Origin of the sequence: Oxalobacter vibrioformis (assembly GCF_027118995.1) — a bacterium.
Lineage (GTDB): Bacteria > Pseudomonadota > Gammaproteobacteria > Burkholderiales > Burkholderiaceae_D > Oxalobacter > Oxalobacter vibrioformis.
In genome coordinates this window covers 538,761-557,514 of record NZ_CP098242.1, presented here as the reverse complement: position 1 = coordinate 557,514, position 18,754 = coordinate 538,761, and the positions used below count along the sequence as shown (strand labels likewise).

At 46.0% G+C, this 18,754-nt stretch carries 14 protein-coding genes and 1 pseudogene; 9 read left to right on the top strand and 6 right to left on the bottom strand.

Annotated elements, in window-relative coordinates:
- Positions 1 to 10 precede the first annotated feature (10 nt).
- Positions 11 to 1,927 (bottom strand): N-6 DNA methylase, encoded by a 1,917-nt coding sequence (locus tag NB640_RS02785; RefSeq protein WP_269309628.1) that lies wholly within the window; start codon positions 1,925 to 1,927, stop codon positions 11 to 13.
- A 192-nt stretch (positions 1,928 to 2,119) separates the two neighbouring features.
- On the opposite strand from NB640_RS02785, the pseudogene NB640_RS02780 reads away from it, so the two are divergent.
- A pseudogene (locus tag NB640_RS02780) lies at positions 2,120 to 2,218 on the top strand (transposase); the annotation flags it as partial.
- A gap of 30 nt (positions 2,219 to 2,248) precedes the next feature.
- Here the strand turns inward: NB640_RS02780 and NB640_RS02775 are convergent.
- Complete coding sequence (locus tag NB640_RS02775; RefSeq protein ID WP_269309627.1) at positions 2,249 to 3,193, bottom strand: IS481 family transposase; 945 nt, start codon at positions 3,191 to 3,193, stop codon at positions 2,249 to 2,251.
- A 300-nt stretch (positions 3,194 to 3,493) separates the two neighbouring features.
- Positions 3,494 to 3,955 (bottom strand): hypothetical protein, encoded by a 462-nt coding sequence (locus tag NB640_RS02770; RefSeq protein WP_269309626.1) that lies wholly within the window; start codon positions 3,953 to 3,955, stop codon positions 3,494 to 3,496.
- 324 nt (positions 3,956 to 4,279) lie between these two features.
- Here NB640_RS02770 and NB640_RS02765 point away from each other — a divergent pair, with 324 nt between their 5' ends.
- Both NB640_RS02765 and NB640_RS02760 read left to right on the top strand, forming a co-directional pair.
- The gene (locus NB640_RS02765) at positions 4,280 to 4,516 is read left to right on the top strand and encodes a hypothetical protein (RefSeq protein WP_269309625.1); all 237 of its coding nucleotides are present in this window, start codon (positions 4,280 to 4,282) and stop codon (positions 4,514 to 4,516) included.
- A 199-nt stretch (positions 4,517 to 4,715) separates the two neighbouring features.
- Complete coding sequence (locus tag NB640_RS02760) at positions 4,716 to 6,155, top strand: DEAD/DEAH box helicase (RefSeq protein WP_269309624.1); 1,440 nt, start codon at positions 4,716 to 4,718, stop codon at positions 6,153 to 6,155.
- Positions 6,156 to 6,209: 54 nt separating this feature from the next.
- Here the strand turns inward: NB640_RS02760 and NB640_RS02755 are convergent, their stop codons facing one another.
- Positions 6,210 to 7,115: a hypothetical protein gene (locus NB640_RS02755; RefSeq protein ID WP_269309623.1), complete on the bottom strand. Its 906-nt coding sequence runs from the start codon at positions 7,113 to 7,115 to the stop codon at positions 6,210 to 6,212.
- 145 nt (positions 7,116 to 7,260) lie between these two features.
- Between NB640_RS02755 and dnaE the strand changes: the two genes are divergently transcribed.
- The 4 genes from dnaE to NB640_RS02735 all read left to right on the top strand — a co-directional run bounded on the left by dnaE (position 7,261) and on the right by NB640_RS02735 (position 14,735).
- Positions 7,261 to 10,737, top strand: a complete 3,477-nt coding sequence (gene dnaE / locus NB640_RS02750; RefSeq protein WP_269309622.1) for a DNA polymerase III subunit alpha — start codon at positions 7,261 to 7,263, stop codon at positions 10,735 to 10,737.
- Positions 10,738 to 10,762: 25 nt separating this feature from the next.
- Positions 10,763 to 12,043: an O-antigen ligase family protein gene (locus tag NB640_RS02745; RefSeq protein WP_269309621.1), complete on the top strand. Its 1,281-nt coding sequence runs from the start codon at positions 10,763 to 10,765 to the stop codon at positions 12,041 to 12,043.
- A 46-nt stretch (positions 12,044 to 12,089) separates the two neighbouring features.
- On the top strand, positions 12,090 to 13,841 hold the full coding sequence (msbA, locus tag NB640_RS02740; RefSeq protein ID WP_269309619.1) for a lipid A export permease/ATP-binding protein MsbA: 1,752 nt from the start codon (positions 12,090 to 12,092) through the stop codon (positions 13,839 to 13,841).
- Between the two features lie 126 nt (positions 13,842 to 13,967).
- Entirely contained in the window at positions 13,968 to 14,735 is a 768-nt protein-coding gene (locus tag NB640_RS02735; protein WP_269309617.1) for a polysaccharide deacetylase family protein, read from the top strand.
- Between the two features lie 47 nt (positions 14,736 to 14,782).
- Here NB640_RS02735 and NB640_RS02730 read toward each other — a convergent pair whose 3' ends face one another.
- Both NB640_RS02730 and NB640_RS02725 read right to left on the bottom strand, forming a co-directional pair.
- On the bottom strand, positions 14,783 to 15,559 hold the full coding sequence (locus tag NB640_RS02730; protein ID WP_269309616.1) for a glycosyltransferase family 25 protein: 777 nt from the start codon (positions 15,557 to 15,559) through the stop codon (positions 14,783 to 14,785).
- Between the two features lie 160 nt (positions 15,560 to 15,719).
- The gene (locus NB640_RS02725; RefSeq protein ID WP_269309615.1) at positions 15,720 to 16,280 is read right to left on the bottom strand and encodes a hypothetical protein; all 561 of its coding nucleotides are present in this window, start codon (positions 16,278 to 16,280) and stop codon (positions 15,720 to 15,722) included.
- 349 nt (positions 16,281 to 16,629) lie between these two features.
- On the opposite strand from NB640_RS02725, the gene NB640_RS02720 reads away from it, so the two are divergent.
- Together NB640_RS02720 and galE are read left to right on the top strand one after the other, a co-directional pair.
- Positions 16,630 to 17,676: a glycosyltransferase gene (locus tag NB640_RS02720; protein ID WP_269309614.1), complete on the top strand. Its 1,047-nt coding sequence runs from the start codon at positions 16,630 to 16,632 to the stop codon at positions 17,674 to 17,676.
- A 32-nt stretch (positions 17,677 to 17,708) separates the two neighbouring features.
- A complete protein-coding gene (galE, locus tag NB640_RS02715; RefSeq protein ID WP_269309613.1) occupies positions 17,709 to 18,728 on the top strand; it encodes a UDP-glucose 4-epimerase GalE in 1,020 nt (339 codons plus the stop codon).
- The last annotated feature ends 26 nt before the right edge of the window (positions 18,729 to 18,754 follow it).

Sequence of the window (18,754 nt, the reverse complement as noted above, 5' to 3'; positions counted from 1 at the left end):
AAAACTATTTCTATAGTTCGACACTACCCTCCTCAAATCGAGAGAGCACATTAAGCCATTTTGCTCTTTCCTTCAATGCATCGGTAAAGGCGGAAACCATGGCGGAAAACTCTGCATTTTGCTTTTTGGGGACAGGGATTTTTATTTCTTTGATTCGATTTCCCAGTGAACCAAGTGTAGATTGGATAAACACTAGGCTGCGAATGTCTCGTTGAACGCTAGATAAGCTAAGTAAGTAAAGCAGTTCAAATGAGCTGATTGGTGCCTCTTTGCTTACATTGATGATTCGCAGATGGCTCTGGGCTATGCATTTGTAGTTGAACTCGTGAAGAATTGCGCAGCGACCAATACGATATCGACCATCTACAACCATCAATATGGTACCCGGGTTTAGATTTTGTTCACTTCTAACAGAATGAAAAACATCTTCACTAACAGATTTTGTTGGATCTATAGAGACTTCAAAATTCGAAATATCAGATGTGCGAATGAAAGGTATGTCCCCACTTCCGTAGGCTTCTGAGCCAACTTCGTGCCCTTTCTGCACAGAAACCCAACCACGCTCTATCATTTCTTGAAGTGACATGATCTTAGCATTGAGTCGTTCGGCGTCCCGTTCCAGTAACAGATTAGTTTTTCGATCGTAATATCGTGGCACTAAGTAATACTTGTTAGAAATTTCTGATTCGAACCAATATTCATGTTTCTTCGCTGACCAGTCTGTTGCGATCGCTGCAAAATCATCTGGAAAGGGTGTGCCATCATTTTTCGTCGTTCGCCCTCTGCGATCATGACCACAGGTGAGGGCAACAGCAATCTTCACAGAGTTGTTGTTTGGTTTTACGGTTTTTTTGAAGAACAAAATGTTTGTTTTTGTATCTGTGCCGGGCTGAAATGATGTTCTTGGACAATCTATCAAACCTATAATTTCTCCATTACTTCTCAAATAGTCCATAACAAAGCCAGACCCTGAGTTTCCAAAAACGCCCTCGGGAAGAACGATTCCAAGCATCCCATTTGGTTTGAGTAACCTTACGCATAGTTCAATAAAAAGAATCTGCGGATCTCGGGACAAAGAAATCCGAGTTGTTTTTTTCCAACTATTTGTTTTTTTGGAAAATTCCCAGTTATGGCCCAGATCGAATTGAGATAGAATTTCTTTTTCCTTAATGGGGATTTTTGCGCCGAAAGGAGGGTTTGTAAGCACGTAATCTGCATCAAAAGGACTGAGGAATTCATCAAGCTTAAGCAGTGCTTTAATGTCTAATGAGTTTGCGTTAAGGACGCTACTGTTTGGCGCTGCGAGTTCAGCAAGAGCAGATGCAAAAACGAACAAATCATTGTCTTTGTCTATGCCAATGAGTTTGCCTCGTTTTCGCCCTTTTGATTCCCAGTAGGATGCCGTTTCGATCAAAAAACCTGCCGTACCACATGCAGGATCAACTACTTTCGCGCCTGCTTTTGGTGAAAGAACTGCAATCATGCACCTCACAATACTTTTTGGCGTAAAAAATTGACCTTTATCACCTCGGAGATTTGGGCCAATCAGCGCCTGAAATGCATCACCTAGCAGGTGAGATTTTGCTTCATGTAAATCTAAATTTGCGATTACTGATAGACCATAGCGGAGGGAGGTGTCATCCAAATGGAATTTATCATCATGGCCAAAGACGTCGGTGTAGCTTGCTTTCAATATCGGAAGAAGAAGCGTATTTGCACTTTCTTTTCCGTCCAAATACTCATCAATTGCTTGAGCGCTTTGCAATTTATTGCCTCTGCATAATGCGATGAAGAGAAGCTTTGATAGGTCACCAATGATTCTCTCTGCTCTACTCGCATTACTGTTTGAATAGAGGTGATAATATAGTTTACGGAACGCGTCAAAATAGTTTGATGTGTTTGGGCTTTTAATTTTGAGTTGGCTCATAATTGTCACGTTAATAAGAACACTATAAGTATAATAACACGATGTGTCAAATTGCGGGTGTCAAGTAAGGTTGCACTCATTGACGCACCAGAAAGTCTCAGAGAGCATCAACTTTTACTGACGATGGCAATTGTTCTTGGACTTCCCCTATAACCATAGACAAATCGGACTCATGATTTGAGCATAGGGAGGCTGAGTTCACAAAGATTTACACTGGAATTTAAAGAAGACGCGGTTCGTCAGATAACCGAAAGAGGTTATTCCGTTTCCGAGATTTTGGCCAGATTAGGTGGCCGCGTGAGGTTCGACTTTGTCTACGAACTAGCTGTTAAGTTCCAATACGTTATTCCCATTTACGGATAGCCATTTAGCTGGAGAGATTTTTCCGAGAGCTGAGAGAGATCGGATGCTGTTATACCAGTTGATCCACAAAGCCAGGGCAGCCGTTCTCTCATGAGAATGAGTATACACCCTGGCATACGCCCATTCATTCATGGCAGTGCGGATAAAGCGCTCTGCCTTTCCATTGGTCTGCGGCCTATAAGGTCTGGTTCGTCTGTGCTTGATACCAAGTTCAGCGCAGGCATCACGCCAGGCAAAAGATTGATAGCAGGCACCATTGTCAGTCAGAACCCGCTCTACCCGGATGCCAGGACGCTGGTAATAAGCGATGGCCTGACGTAAGAATAAAACAGCAGATTCCTTTTTCTCATTGGGCAAGATGGCTGTAAAAGCCATGCGCGAGGCATTGTCCACACAAACATGCAGATACTCCCAACCTGCATGGCGCGGCTTGGCAGCCGCCCAGCCAAGGATGCGGTGTCCAACGCCATCAATCCTGCCCAGCTTCTTGATATCGATGTGGAGCATCTGGCCGGGCTTGTCCCACTGATAACGGACAACCGGCTCTTTGGGATTTAATGCACGAAGCCGTGATAAGCCATGACGCTTCAGGACGCGAAATACACTGCTTCTGCATAGACCGAGGCGGTGTGAAATCATATCTCCTGTCAAACGCTTTTGACGCAAGGAGAGAATCTGCTGAACTTCCTGTAAACGAAGCTTGCTACGACAGCGTAAAGGACGGGAAGAAGCATCTTTCAGGGCGGATAGACCACCAAGTCTGTAGCGTCTTGCCCATTTCCTGGCAGTTCTGACGCTGACGCCAAATCCGGCTGCCACAATGGATGCCGGTTGGGTCTGCATCCGTTTGACCATTTCTTCTCGACCTTTGGGCGTAAGTTTGGCATTCTTATGGATGTTCACCTTTCTTCCTTTCCTGTTTGCTGAGTGTCGTAACTCCAGCTTAACGGGGATTCGAAAGGTGAACAACCTATTGGGACTTTACAACTAGGGAGGTCATCCCTGCGTCTTATTTTCCTGACTGCCGGGCAGAGGCGTAGCAAACATGCGGATTATTATCGTTATTTTGTGTAAATGATAGAGACGAAAACACAAATAGGGGTATGTTTGGGGGTATTTATATAATCGAAAATGTATAAATGCTCTATTTTTAATGAGTTCAATTAATTGTTAGACTTCCACCCTTCCTTATTTCAGGGTTTGTTACTCCGCTGGCCTGACAGAAAAATGGCTTAATCCCATATCTGCCTGCATGCCATAAGTCAGCTTCAATCCCTTGTATACCATTGAGATGGGCTCATCCTTGTGAGGGTTGTATGCCGCAACCAGACGGCTTATGTCCTTTTTTGCCTGTACCGGTATGATTTCAGGCTCATAGCCGGCCGCCATGCCGGTTGCATGCACAATAATATTTTCCATACCCTGCTCATCATTTCCCCTCGCCACCAGCATGGCATTGACAACATACCCGCTTTTTTTATCGATTGTGCCGATGATGGTGATCTGGTGGGTGGAATTGCTTTGAAAGGTATCCTGGTTGGGGCCAACTTTTACTTTCGGGACGTCTTCAATCCGGAAACGCTGGCTGAGTTTTTCCATGCATCGGTTAAAGCGTTCTGCAAACTGTCCCGGTTCAACTCGAAACCGGCTTGAGTCAGTGCTCATTTTGGATGCAGATTCGGTATTTCTCTCATCAGGTTTCTTTTCTGGAGAATGATTGTCCGAACAGCCTCCGATAAGCAAGAGACTGCAGAAAACAAGGGGAAAATAACGGACTTTCATAACGGCTTTCCATACAGGGGATTTTTTATATCAGGGATTCAGGATTTTGCCATGTGGCAAAGACTGTGCCCCATCTGTTTTTATTATCGTATTAATTCGGAAAGATGTTTCTTGTGTGCAATGCTGTTTTTGGCAGGGGGTGTTGTGGTATGGTTTTTATAATCGCATGATGCCGGTACCGGATGAACAGAGGGTGTTATGAAATTGATGATGGCGATTTTGTATGACGAAAAGAGCCGACTGGAAAAAAAGCTTCAGTCAACTGAAAAAATGGACGTTTCGGAAAAAGCGGATGATGAAAAACAACTGGCAGTTGTGAACAGCGATATAGAGCGAATGGAAATGTATATTGACAGGCCAAGCATGCAGACCTGGTCCGAGCTGATTTTTATTGATGATATCCGGGAGCGCGCCAAAAGAATACAGGCGCAAAAAGAAAATTGATATGTCAGAGCCGCTGTCATCTGATCCGGTGCATGGTTTTATTGGTCTGGACAGGAACGGATTCAACGCTGTTAACCCAAGTGTCGTACAATGTACGCTTATTTTGGAAAATAACTTGATTTGGACCCGGATATTATCTTCGGGGGGCGTAGGCATCACCTCTCAAACTGCTGTATAACGCTGTAATATTGATTGAATTATGTCAGATAATCAAAAGATGGCCGACAAGGCTGTACCCGTTTTGCGCTTTGAGGATTTTGGCCTGGCGGAAAAAATTCTGCGGGCATTGAACGATCAGGGATATACCTCACCCACTCCCATCCAGCAACAGGCGATTCCTGTTGTCTTGCAGGGGCGCGATGTGATGGGGGCTGCCCAGACGGGTACCGGTAAAACAGCCGGTTTTTCCCTGCCGGTTATTCAGGTACTTTTGCCCACTGCCAATACCAGCATGTCTCCTGCCCGTCACCCGGTTCGGGCGCTTATCCTGACCCCGACCAGGGAACTTGCAGACCAGGTTGCCGATAATGTGCGTAATTATGCGCACTATACCGGCCTGCGTTCTGCTGTTGTATTTGGCGGTGTTGATATGGCGGCACAAACAACGGCGCTTCGGGCCGGTGTGGAGATTCTGATCGCTACCCCTGGACGCCTTCTGGATCATGTGCAGCAAAAATCGGTCAATCTATCACAGACCAGCATCCTGATCATGGATGAGGCAGACCGGATGCTGGATATGGGTTTTTTGCCGGATTTGCAACGCATTATCAATCTGTTGCCTCAAAAACGGCAAAACCTGATGTTTTCCGCAACGTTTTCCCCTGAAATCAAAAAACTGGCAGCGACTATCCTGAATAACCCGGTTACGATTGAAGTCGCCAGAAGCAACGCGACAGCAGATAACGTCTCACAAGCCGTTTATCAGGTGGATGAGGCTGACAAGAGCGGTGCAGTAGCACATATCATCCAGAGCCAGAATCTGAAACAGGTCCTGGTTTTTACCAACACACGGATTGGCGCCTCCCGTCTGACCCGTCTGCTGGAAAAAAAGGGCATTCGCTCAACCGCAATTCATGGCGATAAGACACAGCCTGAAAGGATGGCTGCGCTTGAAGCCTTCAAACAAGGAGAAATCGATGCGCTAGTTGCAACTGACGTGGCCGCCAGAGGACTCGATATTGCCGAGTTGCCGTGTGTAATCAACTACGATTTGCCCTTTACGGCAGAGGATTATGTTCACCGTATTGGCCGAACCGGCCGGGCAGGTGCCTCAGGAGATGCCATTTCGCTTTATTCTGCCAAGGATGAGCGTAGTCTTGCCGATATCGAAAAGCTGATCAAGCGTAAATTGCCTCGTACGTCCCTGACCGGTTTTGACGGGAAAAAGTCTTTTTCAGAACGGTCAGTGCAACGCCAGCGGGAAGGTGGTCACGGTATGACTTCATCCGGAAAGCGTTCCGATCGCAGCCCTTACAAATCCGTGGTGCTTGAACGCAAGGGCAAGCATGATCCCTGGTTTGACAAGCCCTATGAGCCTTCTTCATCGTCGAGTGCAGAAGTAAAAGAAGACAGCAAGAGTGTAGAGAAGTCGCCTAAAAAGAAAGTAGCCGCGCTTTTAGGCGGGTTGCCAAAGAAATAAGCCTTAACCCGTTCTGTTCCTGATGTTTATGTCAGGAACAGATGCACACGACACCTACTGACGGTTTACCAGGTTGGGTGCCAGTGTCATGGATACGACCCAAAATCCTTTTCCGGGAAAAGACTGCACAACAACTTCATTCTGATAGGCTGCTAAAACAGCTGCCTGGCTGCGGCCGTTCATGTTTGCTCTTTCGAGCGCTCTGGCAAGCGGTACGCTGACATAGAGTTCTCCGGATGTTTTTTTCAGTTGCATACTGTAATAAACATAGCCATGTGACATCAGCGACTCATGGACGGCGGAAGGTGTTTTTCCATGCGTGCCTTTTGCCACCATTTCCATATGCCTGAGCCTGCTTTCAGGTGCATCTCCTGTGAATTCCAGGGCAAGGCTCCAGGAACGGTTTCCCCACATGAGTGTTGTTTCCAGCTCATTTTTCTTCTTGTCTGCCTTTGCTCCCAGGGCGATGGCTTCAGCCATTGTTGTTGTTCCGACACCAAAAGGGACAGATCCCAGTATCTGGGTAAACCGCCAACTGGAGTTGTCTCCGGTAATATCCCCTCTCTTGCGTTCTTCAAATCTCAAAACCGGTACAGAATCTTTCCTGACCATCAGGGCAAGGGAGGTATTCTTTTCATGGGAAAAATCCGTGAAGGGAAAAGAGAAGCTTCCTTTGCTGTGTTCAATTTCCATTCGCATTTTTTTGCATTCAGGTCGGGAGATAGTAATTTTCTCTCCCGGAGCAAGACTGGTGCCGGTATGGATCTGGATCAATCCATAAGGGGCCAGAACAACCTTGGTTACTCTGGTGTCGCTTTTATTGGTCAGCGTGAATTTATAATTAACCGGCTCTTGTGAAAGCGCGGCTTTCGGGATGAACAGCAAACAGGCAAGCAGAACCAGCCATCCGGCAACAAAACGGTGAACCGACAGGTTTCGTGTTGATGGATGCTGTTTCATATCTTTCTCCGGATTGGTAGAGGTCTTCCTTATTTTACGGTAAGGATGCGCGTTCTGCCAGCAGAATGCGGAGGGAGCGGGGAAGTTGTAAAAAACGTTTCTTCTCTACGGGTTTTTCAGATGAGAGACAAGGTAAAATAGCGGGATGATGTCACCGCAATTTATTCATCTTCGCCTTCATTCAGAATATTCCATTGTCGACGGGCTTGTACGTATTGACGATGCTGTCAAAACGGCAGCAAAGGATGCACAGCCCGCATTGGCATTGACGGACTTGTCCAACCTTTTTGGCCTGATCAAATTTTATCAATCCGCCAGAAAGGAAGGGGTAAAACCGATTGCGGGCTGTGATGTATGGATTACCAATGAGCAGGAAAGAGACAAGCCCTCCCGTCTTTTGCTGCTGGTAAAGAACCAGCATGGCTATCTCCAACTGTGCGAGTTGCTTTCGCGGGCATGGCTGGAAAACCAGCATAGAGGAAAAGCTGAAATCCGGATTGAATGGCTGGAAGCGTTGACGCAAAGCAGCGCAGGAAACGGACTGATCGCCTTGTCCGGTTTTCGTGATGGTGATATCGGCATGGCCTTTGGAAAAGGCAACCCTGATATTGCGGATAAGCATGCGTTACGCTGGACAACCATTTTTCCGGACAGTTTTTATATCGAGGTACAGCGGACAGGACAGCAGGGAGCCGAACAGCTGTTGAGACAGTCAGTGGCACTCGCAACCAAATTGCAATTGCCTGTGGTTGCAACTCACCCGGTTCAATTTCTTTCTCCTGAAGAATTCACGGCACATGAGGCGCGAATCTGTATTTCCGGCGGAGAGATTCTTTCGAACAAGCGGCGAACACGCCTGTTTAATGAGCAGCAGTGTTTCCTTTCGCAGGCGGAAATGGTCAAATTGTTTGAGGACCTTCCCGGGGCATTACAGAATTCTGTTGAGATCGCCAAGCGTTGCAATCTTCAACTGGAGCTGGGAAAGCCGCGTTTGCCGGATTTTCCGACGCCGGCAGGTATGACACTGGATGAATTTCTGGTCCATGAAGCAAGGCGCGGACTCGAGCATCGGCTTGTCCAGCTTTATCCTTCTGAAACAGAGCGGGAGGCGGCGCGTCCCCGATACGAAGAGCGGCTGAATTTTGAAACCGACACGATCAACAATATGGGGTTTGCCGGCTACTTTCTTATTGTGGCTGACTTCATCCAGTGGGCGAAACAAAATGGCGTTCCTGTGGGACCGGGGCGGGGTTCCGGAGCGGGTTCACTGGTTGCCTATTCCCTTTCCATTACCGATCTGGATCCGCTTGCCTACAATCTGCTCTTTGAACGCTTTTTGAATCCGGAGCGGGTTTCCATGCCTGACTTTGATATTGATTTTTGCCAGGAGGGCAGGGATCGTGTCATTCAGTATGTGAAAGAGCGCTATGGGAAGGATGCCGTTTCACAGATTGCGACATTCGGTACGATGGCGGCAAAGGCTGCTGTGCGCGATGTCGGCAGGGTGCTTGATCTTGGTTATAACTTTTGCGATGGGATTTCCAAGCTGATCCCCTTCAAGCCTGGCAAGCTTGTCACTATATCGGAAGCCAAAAAAGAGGAGCCTTTACTGGCAGAGCGTGAAGCCAATGAAGAAGAGGTAAAGCAGCTGCTTGCCCTGGCAGAACAGGTTGAAGGCATAACACGTAATGTGGGTATGCATGCGGGTGGTGTGCTGATTGCACCTGGCAAATTGACAGATTTCTGTCCCCTGTATACACAGGGAAATGACGGGGGCGTCGTTTCCCATTTTGATAAAAAGGATGTGGAAGAGATTGGCCTCGTCAAGTTTGACTTTCTTGGGCTGGCCACGCTGACTATCCTTGATCTGGCTGCACGGTATATTCGTGAACTGGATCCTGCCATGGCGGATTTTACGCTGGAATCGATTCCGCTTAATGACAAACCCACATACGATCTGCTGACAAATGCAAAGACGGTTGCCGTGTTCCAGCTGGAAAGCCGGGGCATGCAGGGCATGCTGAAGGATGCCAGGCCGGACCGTTTTGAAGACATTATTGCGCTTGTTGCCTTGTATCGTCCGGGACCGATGGACCTCATACCGGATTTTTGCCGGCGTAAGCATGGTGAGCGCTTTGAGTATCCGGATCCGAGAACAGAAGGTATTCTGTCTGAGACTTACGGCATCATGGTTTACCAGGAACAGGTCATGCAGATGGCACAGATTATCGGCGATTATTCGCTCGGTGGCGCCGATCTGTTGCGTCGTGCCATGGGTAAAAAAGATGCGGATGAAATGGCGGCACACCGGCAGATTTTCCGCGAGGGTGCGGCGAAAAATGATCTTTCTGAAGAAAAGGCCGATGAGATTTTTGATCTCATGGAAAAATTTGCCGGTTATGGTTTCAATAAATCCCATGCGGCAGCTTACGCCTTGCTGGCCTACCAGACAGCCTGGCTGAAAACCCATCACCCGGCAGCTTTCATGGCTGCCAACATGTCGTTGGCTATGGATGATACGGAGAAAGTCCGTATCCTGTTCGAAGATGCGCTGGATGTATGCGGGCTGACGTTGCTGCCACCTGATATCAATTTATCCGAATACCGTTTCAAGCCGGTTGGTGAGCCCCCCAGCGTAAGTGACCAGCCTGTAAAAGAAATCCGTTATGGATTGGGAGCTGTGCGCGGGTCAGGTGAAGCGGCTATCGAAGCCATTGTCAATGCCAGAAAAGAAGGGCCTTTCACGGATCTGTTTGACTTCTGTTCGCGCATTGATCGGCGCCAGGTGAATCGGAGGACGATTGATTCACTTATCCGTGCAGGGGCATTTGATGGCTTCGGTGAAAACAGGGCTATCTTGCTGGCATCTGTTCCATTGGCAATTGAGGCTGCAGAGCAGGCCGATGCATCTGCCAATCAGGGGAGTCTGTTTGGTGGTGAAGAAGCCGTCATGCAGGCGGTGGAATATGTTAAAGTGCCGCACTGGACAGAAAAGCAGAAACTGCAGGAAGAAAAGGATGCGCTTGGTTTTTGTATGTCCGGGCATCTTTTTCACGCTTATGCAGAGGAAGCAAAGCAGTTCGGGCACACCCGAATCGCTTCTTTGGCATCATCCCGTGAACCGAAATGGGTGGCCGGTATTATTTCCTCCATTCGCAACCAGATGTCACAGCGTGGCCGTATGCTGGTGGTGACACTGGATGATGGCAGCGGCACGGTGGAAGTGACGGTCTTTTCGGAATTGCTGGAGCAGAAAAGATCGGTGTTTGTCGAGGATGAGTTCCTGCTGGTTTTTGGCAAGGTGTCGGAAGACAGGTTTTCAGGCGGGTTGCGCATCAATGCGGATGAGGCGCTGGATATTGCGGGAGCTCGGATGCATTTTCATGAATATCTGTATTTTGAGTTGCCAGAAAAGTACGATCTTGATGAGTTGAGAGAAGCACTGAGTCCTCATTGTTTCCCGAAAGGATTGCCTGTCATTGCGAGCTATCGATCCGGAGTAAATATCTGTAAAATCGCTCTTGGCGAAGACTGGCAGTTGATACCGACAGATGAAAGTATGCAAATGCTTGGAGAGCTCTCAAATAAAGCGATATCAGAAAAGCGCCATGTCGTTTCTTGAGCAGCATTAGGATACTGTGCGAATAATGGATAATTTTTCACGGCAAGAAAAAAGTGTTGTATTTTACCGATGGTTATTTGGCATAACTGTTATCCTGTTTCCTGTTGTGGTATTTATTTCAAAAAGAGCGAATGATGCCTTTTTTTATCTGTTTCTCGTCCTGTGTCTGTCAGCGTTCTTCATCTATAAAAATTCTCGGCAGCAATCATTCAGATCTTTTTTCTCGGATTACTGGCCGCTTTTTCTCACAATGGCCTGCCCATTCGTTGCCGAAATCCTGAATCAATTATTTGTCAGTGGTTTTCGTCTCGCTTTTTTCGATTTTTCACTGCGCTTCCTGCTTATTCCTGTTTTGATATATGGATTGTTGAGTATCCCCTACAAAGTTTTGTCGCGGTTACGATGGGGATTGGTCGTTGGCACACTCGCCTGTTCGCTTCTTTTCTTTTATATGGTTTATCAGAAGGGTGGAGTTAGGCCAAATACTGAGCACTTTATTCAGCTTCGTCTGATTAATTATGCCAACATGACGTTGCTGTTGGGATTTCTGGCGTTTTTATCTCTTGGCTGGAAAAGGATGGATAACAGAGTCATTTCTGTCTTGAAGGTGATTGCATTTGTTGCTGCTCTGGCAGTATCCATTGTGTCATTGACACGGGGAGGATGGCTGGCGTTTCCTTTTTTTATCTGGATTGGAGCACGACTCTTTAAAATAAAAAGAAAAAACCTGCTGATTTTATGCGGCATAATCGCGCTGTTTTTTTCCAGCCTGTTTTTTTTCAGCAGCAATATCCAGAGCCGTTTTACAACAGCAATAGATGATATCAGCCAGTATGAAGGAGGAAAAAACAAGGATACTTCTGTTGGTATTCGTTTTCAGCATTACAAGGCAGGAATTGCTTTGTTCAAAAAAAGTCCCTTATTCGGCGTTGGCCGGGGTAAATTCAGGGAAAAAATGCAGGGTCTGGCGTCAGAAAATATAATTTCTGAAAAGGCGGCTGATGCTGGTTCCTGGCATCTGCATAATGAATTCATGTACCAACTTGGAACTGGCGGTATCCTTGCCGCCTTGTCTGTTATCCTGTTTAGCTTGGTTCCATTTTGCTATTTTTTCCGGGCGGTTTATTCTGATGATGCGGAACTCAGAACTGTTGCTTGTATGGGAGCAGCAGTCAGTATAGCGCTCTTTGTTTTTGGTTTGACTGAAGGTGTATTTCTGCCAAAGCAGATCGTGAACTTTTATGTTTTTATCCTATCAATTTTAATGGCTCTTCTCATCCAAAGGAGAAGAAGTCTGGAGACGTAAGTCGTTTCATGCATGGTTTGTCTATTTGTTTTCACGGTATTTTTTCATGATTCCAGCCCTATTCAAGCGCGTTATTGTTTTACATAAGCCCTACAAGGGGCGGATTGTCATCGCACTGCTTGCCATGGCGGTAACCGCTGCAGCAGAACCGGTTATTCCTTTTTTCTTTCAGTTGCTGCTGGATTATGGTTTTCAGGATGGTGTCGATTTTCCATACTGGTATGTACCGGCAATAGTGATTGGCCTTTTTGTTGTTCGCGGTTGTGCTACGTTTACCAGCACTTACATGCTGACCTGGGTATCGTCCCGTTTTTTAACGGTGATACGTCAACAGATGTTTGACCGTATGCTGGATATGTCCGCCGGTTATTTTGAATCGTATTCCGTTGGCAGAATCCTTAATACGATTATGTTTGAGGTTCGGCAGATTATTAATATGGTGACCGACATACTGACCTCCATTGTCAGGTCGTTTCTCACGGTTGTCGGTTTGCTGGCATGGCTTTTCTACCTGAACTGGAAACTTTCCCTGATTACCCTTGTGCTTCTTCCTCTGACATCGCTGGTCATTCGTTACACAGGACGGCGCCTGAAAAAACTGAATCAGGAGACACTGGCATTAAATAACGCATTGACACAGGAGCTTGAGGAGTCTACTCGTGCTCACCTTGTCACCAAGGTTTTTGATGCACAGGAATTCGAGAGAAAACGCTTTGCGCGGGGAACAGAAGAAATCAGGCGTTATACCATGCGTACCACCCGGACATTCGCCTCTACTGTGCCGATAACGCAACTGATGACAGCCTGTGCTGTTGCCGTTATTGTGCTTATTGCCCTGTATCAGTTCCGGCATGGGCAGATAACGGTTGGCAGCTTTGTTTCCTTTTTGACGGCCATGCTTATGCTTTTGGCGCCCATGAAAGATCTGGCTCAGGCAAATGGTCCCCTGCAAAGGGGGCTGGCAGCAGCAGAAGCAGTTTTTGACCTGATTGATGCCCCGATAGAAAGAACAAACGGGATAACTCTGGATCGACGGGCGACAGGACAGATAGAGTTTGCCAATGTGAGTTTTTCCTATCCGGGGTCATCCGGCTATGCCCTTAAAGATATCAATCTTCATATCAAGCCGGGAGAAACCATTGCGCTTGTCGGTATGTCAGGAGGCGGAAAGACGACAATGGTAAATCTGCTTCCTGAATTTTATGCACCATCCAGCGGGCAGATATTACTTGATGGGATTTCGATACAGGAGATATCTCTTTCCAGCCTTCGTAAGCAGATTGCGATGGTAAGCCAGCATGTTGTCCTGTTTAATGATACGGTTGCTGCCAATGTGGCATATGGCGATATGAATCCGGATATGTCCCGGATAGAAGCTGCTGTCAAGGCCGCGCACTTGTCTGGTGTGGTTGCTGGTCTGGAAGACGGGTTGCAGACCAATATCGGCCATAACGGGTTACGGTTGTCTGGAGGACAGCGGCAGCGTCTGGCCATAGCGAGAGCCATATACAAGGATGCGCCGGTACTGATACTGGATGAAGCAACTTCTGCGCTTGATACGGAATCTGAACGTGAAGTGCAGGCGGCACTGGATGAATTAATGAAGGGGAGAACCACTTTGGTTATTGCGCACAGGCTTTCTACAGTAGAAGGTGCTTCTCGGATTGTAGTGCTGGCAGGAGGGGAGATTGTTGAAATTGGTACGCATGAAGAGCTGCTCAAAAAGGATGGCGTTTATGCGGGCCTTTATAAATTGCCTTCGAGTGAATTTGTTGAGTCATTACATATCAGCCAATAACAAAGTAAACATGATCAGATGATGCATGAAAGTGCGGCAGCTTCTGCAGGAGGGTTTTCCGTAGTGGAAATAACTGACAGAAGTGACAGGGCCAGAAGTACAATGTAAAGAATTTGCAGGATTTGGATGATGATAACAAGACCACCTTTAGCGCCTCCTATTTCAATATTGATGTACCACCAGGTGGGACGTTTCAATAATCCCAGAAAGCATCGTGCCGTATATTGTGATGTCGGCCGGTTTGAACGGCAGATGGCATGGCTTCACTGGCGTGGTTACAATGTCATCAGTCTTGCCCAGGCCTATGCCGGTTTGTATGAAGGTCAGCCGATTCCTGAAAAAGCTGTCGTGCTGACATTCGATGATGGCTGTGACAATTTTCGCGAGTATGCCTGGCCGATTCTGAAAAAATACCAGTATCCGGTCACCATGTTTCTAGTGGCAGGGATGTTGGGGGGAACAACGCAGTGGATGGATGATGTTCCTGAAGAGGCCAGCCTGATGGATATTGCCACGATACGTGAACTTCGCAAGGAAGGCGTCAGTTTTGGCGCACATTCTGTCAATCATGTCCGGCTGTCAGAATGCCCGCCACAGGTCGCACGGGAGGAGATTTTCGGAAGCAAGGCAAAGCTGGAGGATGTGCTGGGGGAGGCCGTTCCTGATTTTTGCTATCCCTATGGCTACTATAATCAGCAGGTTGCTGATATGGTTGAAGAAGCAGGGTACAAAACCGGCCTGACGTGTCTTCGGGCTGCGGCCAATTACGCCAGAAGTCCTTTTGAGCTTCCCAGAAAAGCTATTTCATATGGAGATACCCTGCCGGGGTATCTGTGGAAAATTCATATGAAAAACGTGCCGAAAAAATCTCTCTCAAAAGGACCCAAGGGGTAGGGTATCAGTCTGGTTTACCAGAGAAAAACGGGTTTTGGATCACCATATTACATCCTTTTTTGAGGCGGTGGCTGTTTTCTGATATCCATGGAAATGCGCCTGAATACATTTGAAAATATACTCATGTAATGCTTCAGGTAATATGAGAGGTTCCTGATCTTGTTTTTCCGGATATGTTCATCTCTTCCCCCTATGGCATTGATGGAGGAGGGGAATTGATCTTTGACATAGGCGCAATAAGGTATAACGGCTTTAACGTTGATGAAATCCTGGTGAAGTTCCCATTTATCGATAATGGTATAGAGGGGAAAAAGTGAATCCAGCATTTTTTTTGCAGCCCTTTTGGTAATCACATAACAATAGGCGGAACCACCACGATAATAGTCATGTACCACATGGGTTTCATCCAGTGGCTGGCTTTCCTTTGTACTGACATAGCGTTTGATATGACTGAACAGTGTGACAGTCGGTGTATTCTCATCATATAAAAGTTCAACTTTTTCCAGCAATTTCCGGAAGTGGTTCGTCTGGATATAAATGTCATCCTCCATAACCAGGGCATGGGAAATATTTTCGTCCTGCATTTTCCGGTAAATTTTAAGGTGGCTCAGCGCACAACCAATTTCTCCTGCGGTCATTTTGCGATGGCGTTCACGAATGGCCTTAGTCTCATTGTAAACGTCGGTAATATTGCCATTCTGCAGCAGTTCCGCACCATTTACTGCTTCAATGAAGGCAAACTCAATTCCCGCTTTCTTCAATTCTTCTGAAATGGATTGTTTTCTATCAGTGTCTTTGGCAAGATTAATAACAAAACACTGCATAAGGTCTGCTCGCTTTCAAGTGATTTCTAGGAAATTAGTCAAAATAAATTTGGTGTGGGTATTAGCAGAAAATAGGATGAAATTGTTGGGAAATCCAATTTTTTCGGCTGACATATTTCATATGGTAATTTAATGTCTGATTATTGCATTTTTTAAACATCTAAATATGCAGTATTTTATTTTCATCAATCAATCGCTGTACATATTTTTTTTCTTTTTCCCACGGATGTCCATCCCATCCTTCAAATGTAAAGTTGTGCATGATGATTTTTGCATCTTTATATTTTTCAAGGAAATAGTAAATTATGATAAAACCAGAGCTGGGTTCCTTATCAGTTTTCAAAACATCAGATGCAATTTTATTTATTAAATTGAAATCAAAAAATTTATATTTGAAATGATGCAGATTGTTTCTTAGTATAAAAAATAAGAATCTATACAAGTATTTTATTATTTTAAAAATTTTTTGTTTTTTAAGTAACGAAAAAACACCTTTTAATGAAAAACGGTATATAACGAAAGTGTTTTTCTTGAGATATTTTTTGTTAATATTCATTTTTCTTGATCGAACATTTTCGTATGCATTTGCAATAAACAGAACATCTGCTCTCAATGAGCAAGAAGGATTTGGAGAGTTAAATCGAACAACAATATCTTCCTTATTTACCAAATGATCAATATTTTGTTTGTTTGGGGCATTGCCAATAATCCAGATTTTCATGACTTTTGATAATTAAAATAGATGATTTAAAAAGTAATGTGAAATATTACTTGAATATGAGTCATTCTAAATATTAGTTAATGGTAAAATGTTTTGCATCTGAATTTTAAATAAGGAAATCAATAAAATGCCAAGTGAAAGTTATACAAACTCGCTCAACTGATTCGAAATATTCTCAGGACGGTAGATTGCTGACGTTAAATATCTTGATACGATACCATTTTTTTGTAACTCAATAAATATTTTTCTGCTGAGCCCTTTACTGCCATAAACCCCTGAAATATCTTAAACACAACAAAGCAGATGTTCCTGGTTGACTTTACTAACATGAGGACGTACTGTACTGCTCATGCGTATTATCCAGGTTATTCGCAGTCTTACATTTGGTGGTGCTGAAAATCATGTGCTGTCGCTTTCGCTTGGTTTGCGGGAGATGGGGCATGATGTTCTCGTTGTGGGTCCGAAAAATTCGTGGATCAGTGACCAGTGCACCATTCACCAGTTACCCATGGAGCTCGCGCCGATGCGGGGGATTGCTGATGTGACGTCTTACTGGAAGTTGCATCGTCTGATCAAATTCTGGAAAGCGGATATTGCACATGCACACCAGGTACGTCCATCCCAGTATGTCGGGATAGCAACGATGGGCACAAAGGCTGTTCCGGTCAGCACTGTGCACTCCACGAGTTCCAGCAAGCATATGCGCCGGTGCAGACATCTGATTGCTGTGGCTGATGCGGTAGAGGCAAACCTGGTAAGGCATCATTATCCCAAAGAGATCATTACACGTATCTATAACGGCGTGCCTGACATGATACGTGGTGAGCGTGATCTTTTGCGTCAGGAACTGGCGATTCCAGATGAACAGTTTGCTGTCGTGCTTGCCGGACGTTTTCACCGGGACAAGGGGCAGGATCTGCTTGTAGAAATTGCCAGGTTGTCTCCAGAAAATGTTCACATCTATTTTCTGGGAGATACTGAAACAGGGTTTGGACATCAGGTGATTGCTATGGCAGAAGGTCATCCCCGTATCCATTTTCTGGGGTATCGCAATGATGTGCAACGGATTTTGCCAGCCTTTGATGTCTATGCGGCGCCCTCACGCCGTGAGGCATTTTCATTGTCGCTTGTGGAGGCAGGGGCAGCATCTTTGCCTGTTGTCGGCATGCAGGTTGGGGGCATTCCTGAAGGGGTGTTAAATGGCGAGACCGGTATTCTGGTTCCACCAGGTGACATATCTGCTTTTGCTGATGCAATACAAAGACTCGCCTTTGACAAAGCCTTGTCCGCAAAATTAGGGACACAGGCACGCCAGCGTTATAAAAAAGAGTTTACTGTTGAACATATGCTGGAGCAGACTGAGCGGGTTTATAAAAAGCTCCTGGGAAAAGTCTGATTTTTTAAAATGACATATAACTGGGTATCAACATGACAACATCAATTCTTGTAACAGGTGGTACAGGTTATATCGGCTCTCATACCGTTGTACAACTCATGCAGCGGGGCAATCAGGTGGTGATACTGGATAATTTGAGTAACAGTAACCGCAAGGTGCTGGATCGTATTGAACAGATTTGCGCAAAGCGCCCGGTTTTTATCGAAGGCGATATTCGAGACAGGAAAGTCTTGAAGAAAATTTTTCATGAGCATGCTATCAGTGCCGTCATCCATTTTGCCGGTCTTAAAGCGGTGGGGGAAGGGGAGGAAAAGCCCTTTCTGTATTATGAAAACAATGTTGCCGGAAGTGTAGTTCTGTTTCAGGAAATGGCTGAAGCTGGCATATATACACTGATTTTTTCTTCTTCTGCCACGGTTTATGGCGATCCAGGCTATGCGCGTTTTGATGAGCAAACACCGGTTTCGGCTGTCAATGTGTATGGCCGTACCAAGCAAATGGTTGAAGATATCCTGCGTGATGGTAAAAAGGCACTGTCGCTCTGGAATGTGGCGCTCTTGAGATATTTCAACCCGGTAGGAGCGCATGTATCCGGATTGATGGGAGAAGACCCGACAGGAATCCCGAACAATCTTATGCCGTTCATTTCGCAGGTTGCAGTTGGCAAACGGGAAATGGTTTCTGTTTTTGGTAGTGACTATCCAACGGAGGACGGGACTGGCGTACGTGATTATATTCACGTTGAAGATCTGGCATCTGCACATCTTGCAGCGCTCGACAAGCTGATGAAAGAAAAGGAAGCTTTTATCACGGTCAATATCGGGACAGGGCGTCCGTACAGCGTGCTGGAAGTGATAAAAGCCTTTGAAAAAGCATCAGGAAAAACCGTTCCCTACCAGATCACCGACAGGCGGCCTGGAGATATCGCAGCCTGTTATGCGGATCCGACACTGGCAAAAGAATTACTGGGGTGGCAGGCACAATATGATATCCATCGGATGTGTGAGGATACCTGGCGCTGGCAGGAAAACAATCCGACGGGTTACCAATAAGACCAAGGCAAAGGCAGCCTGTTTTT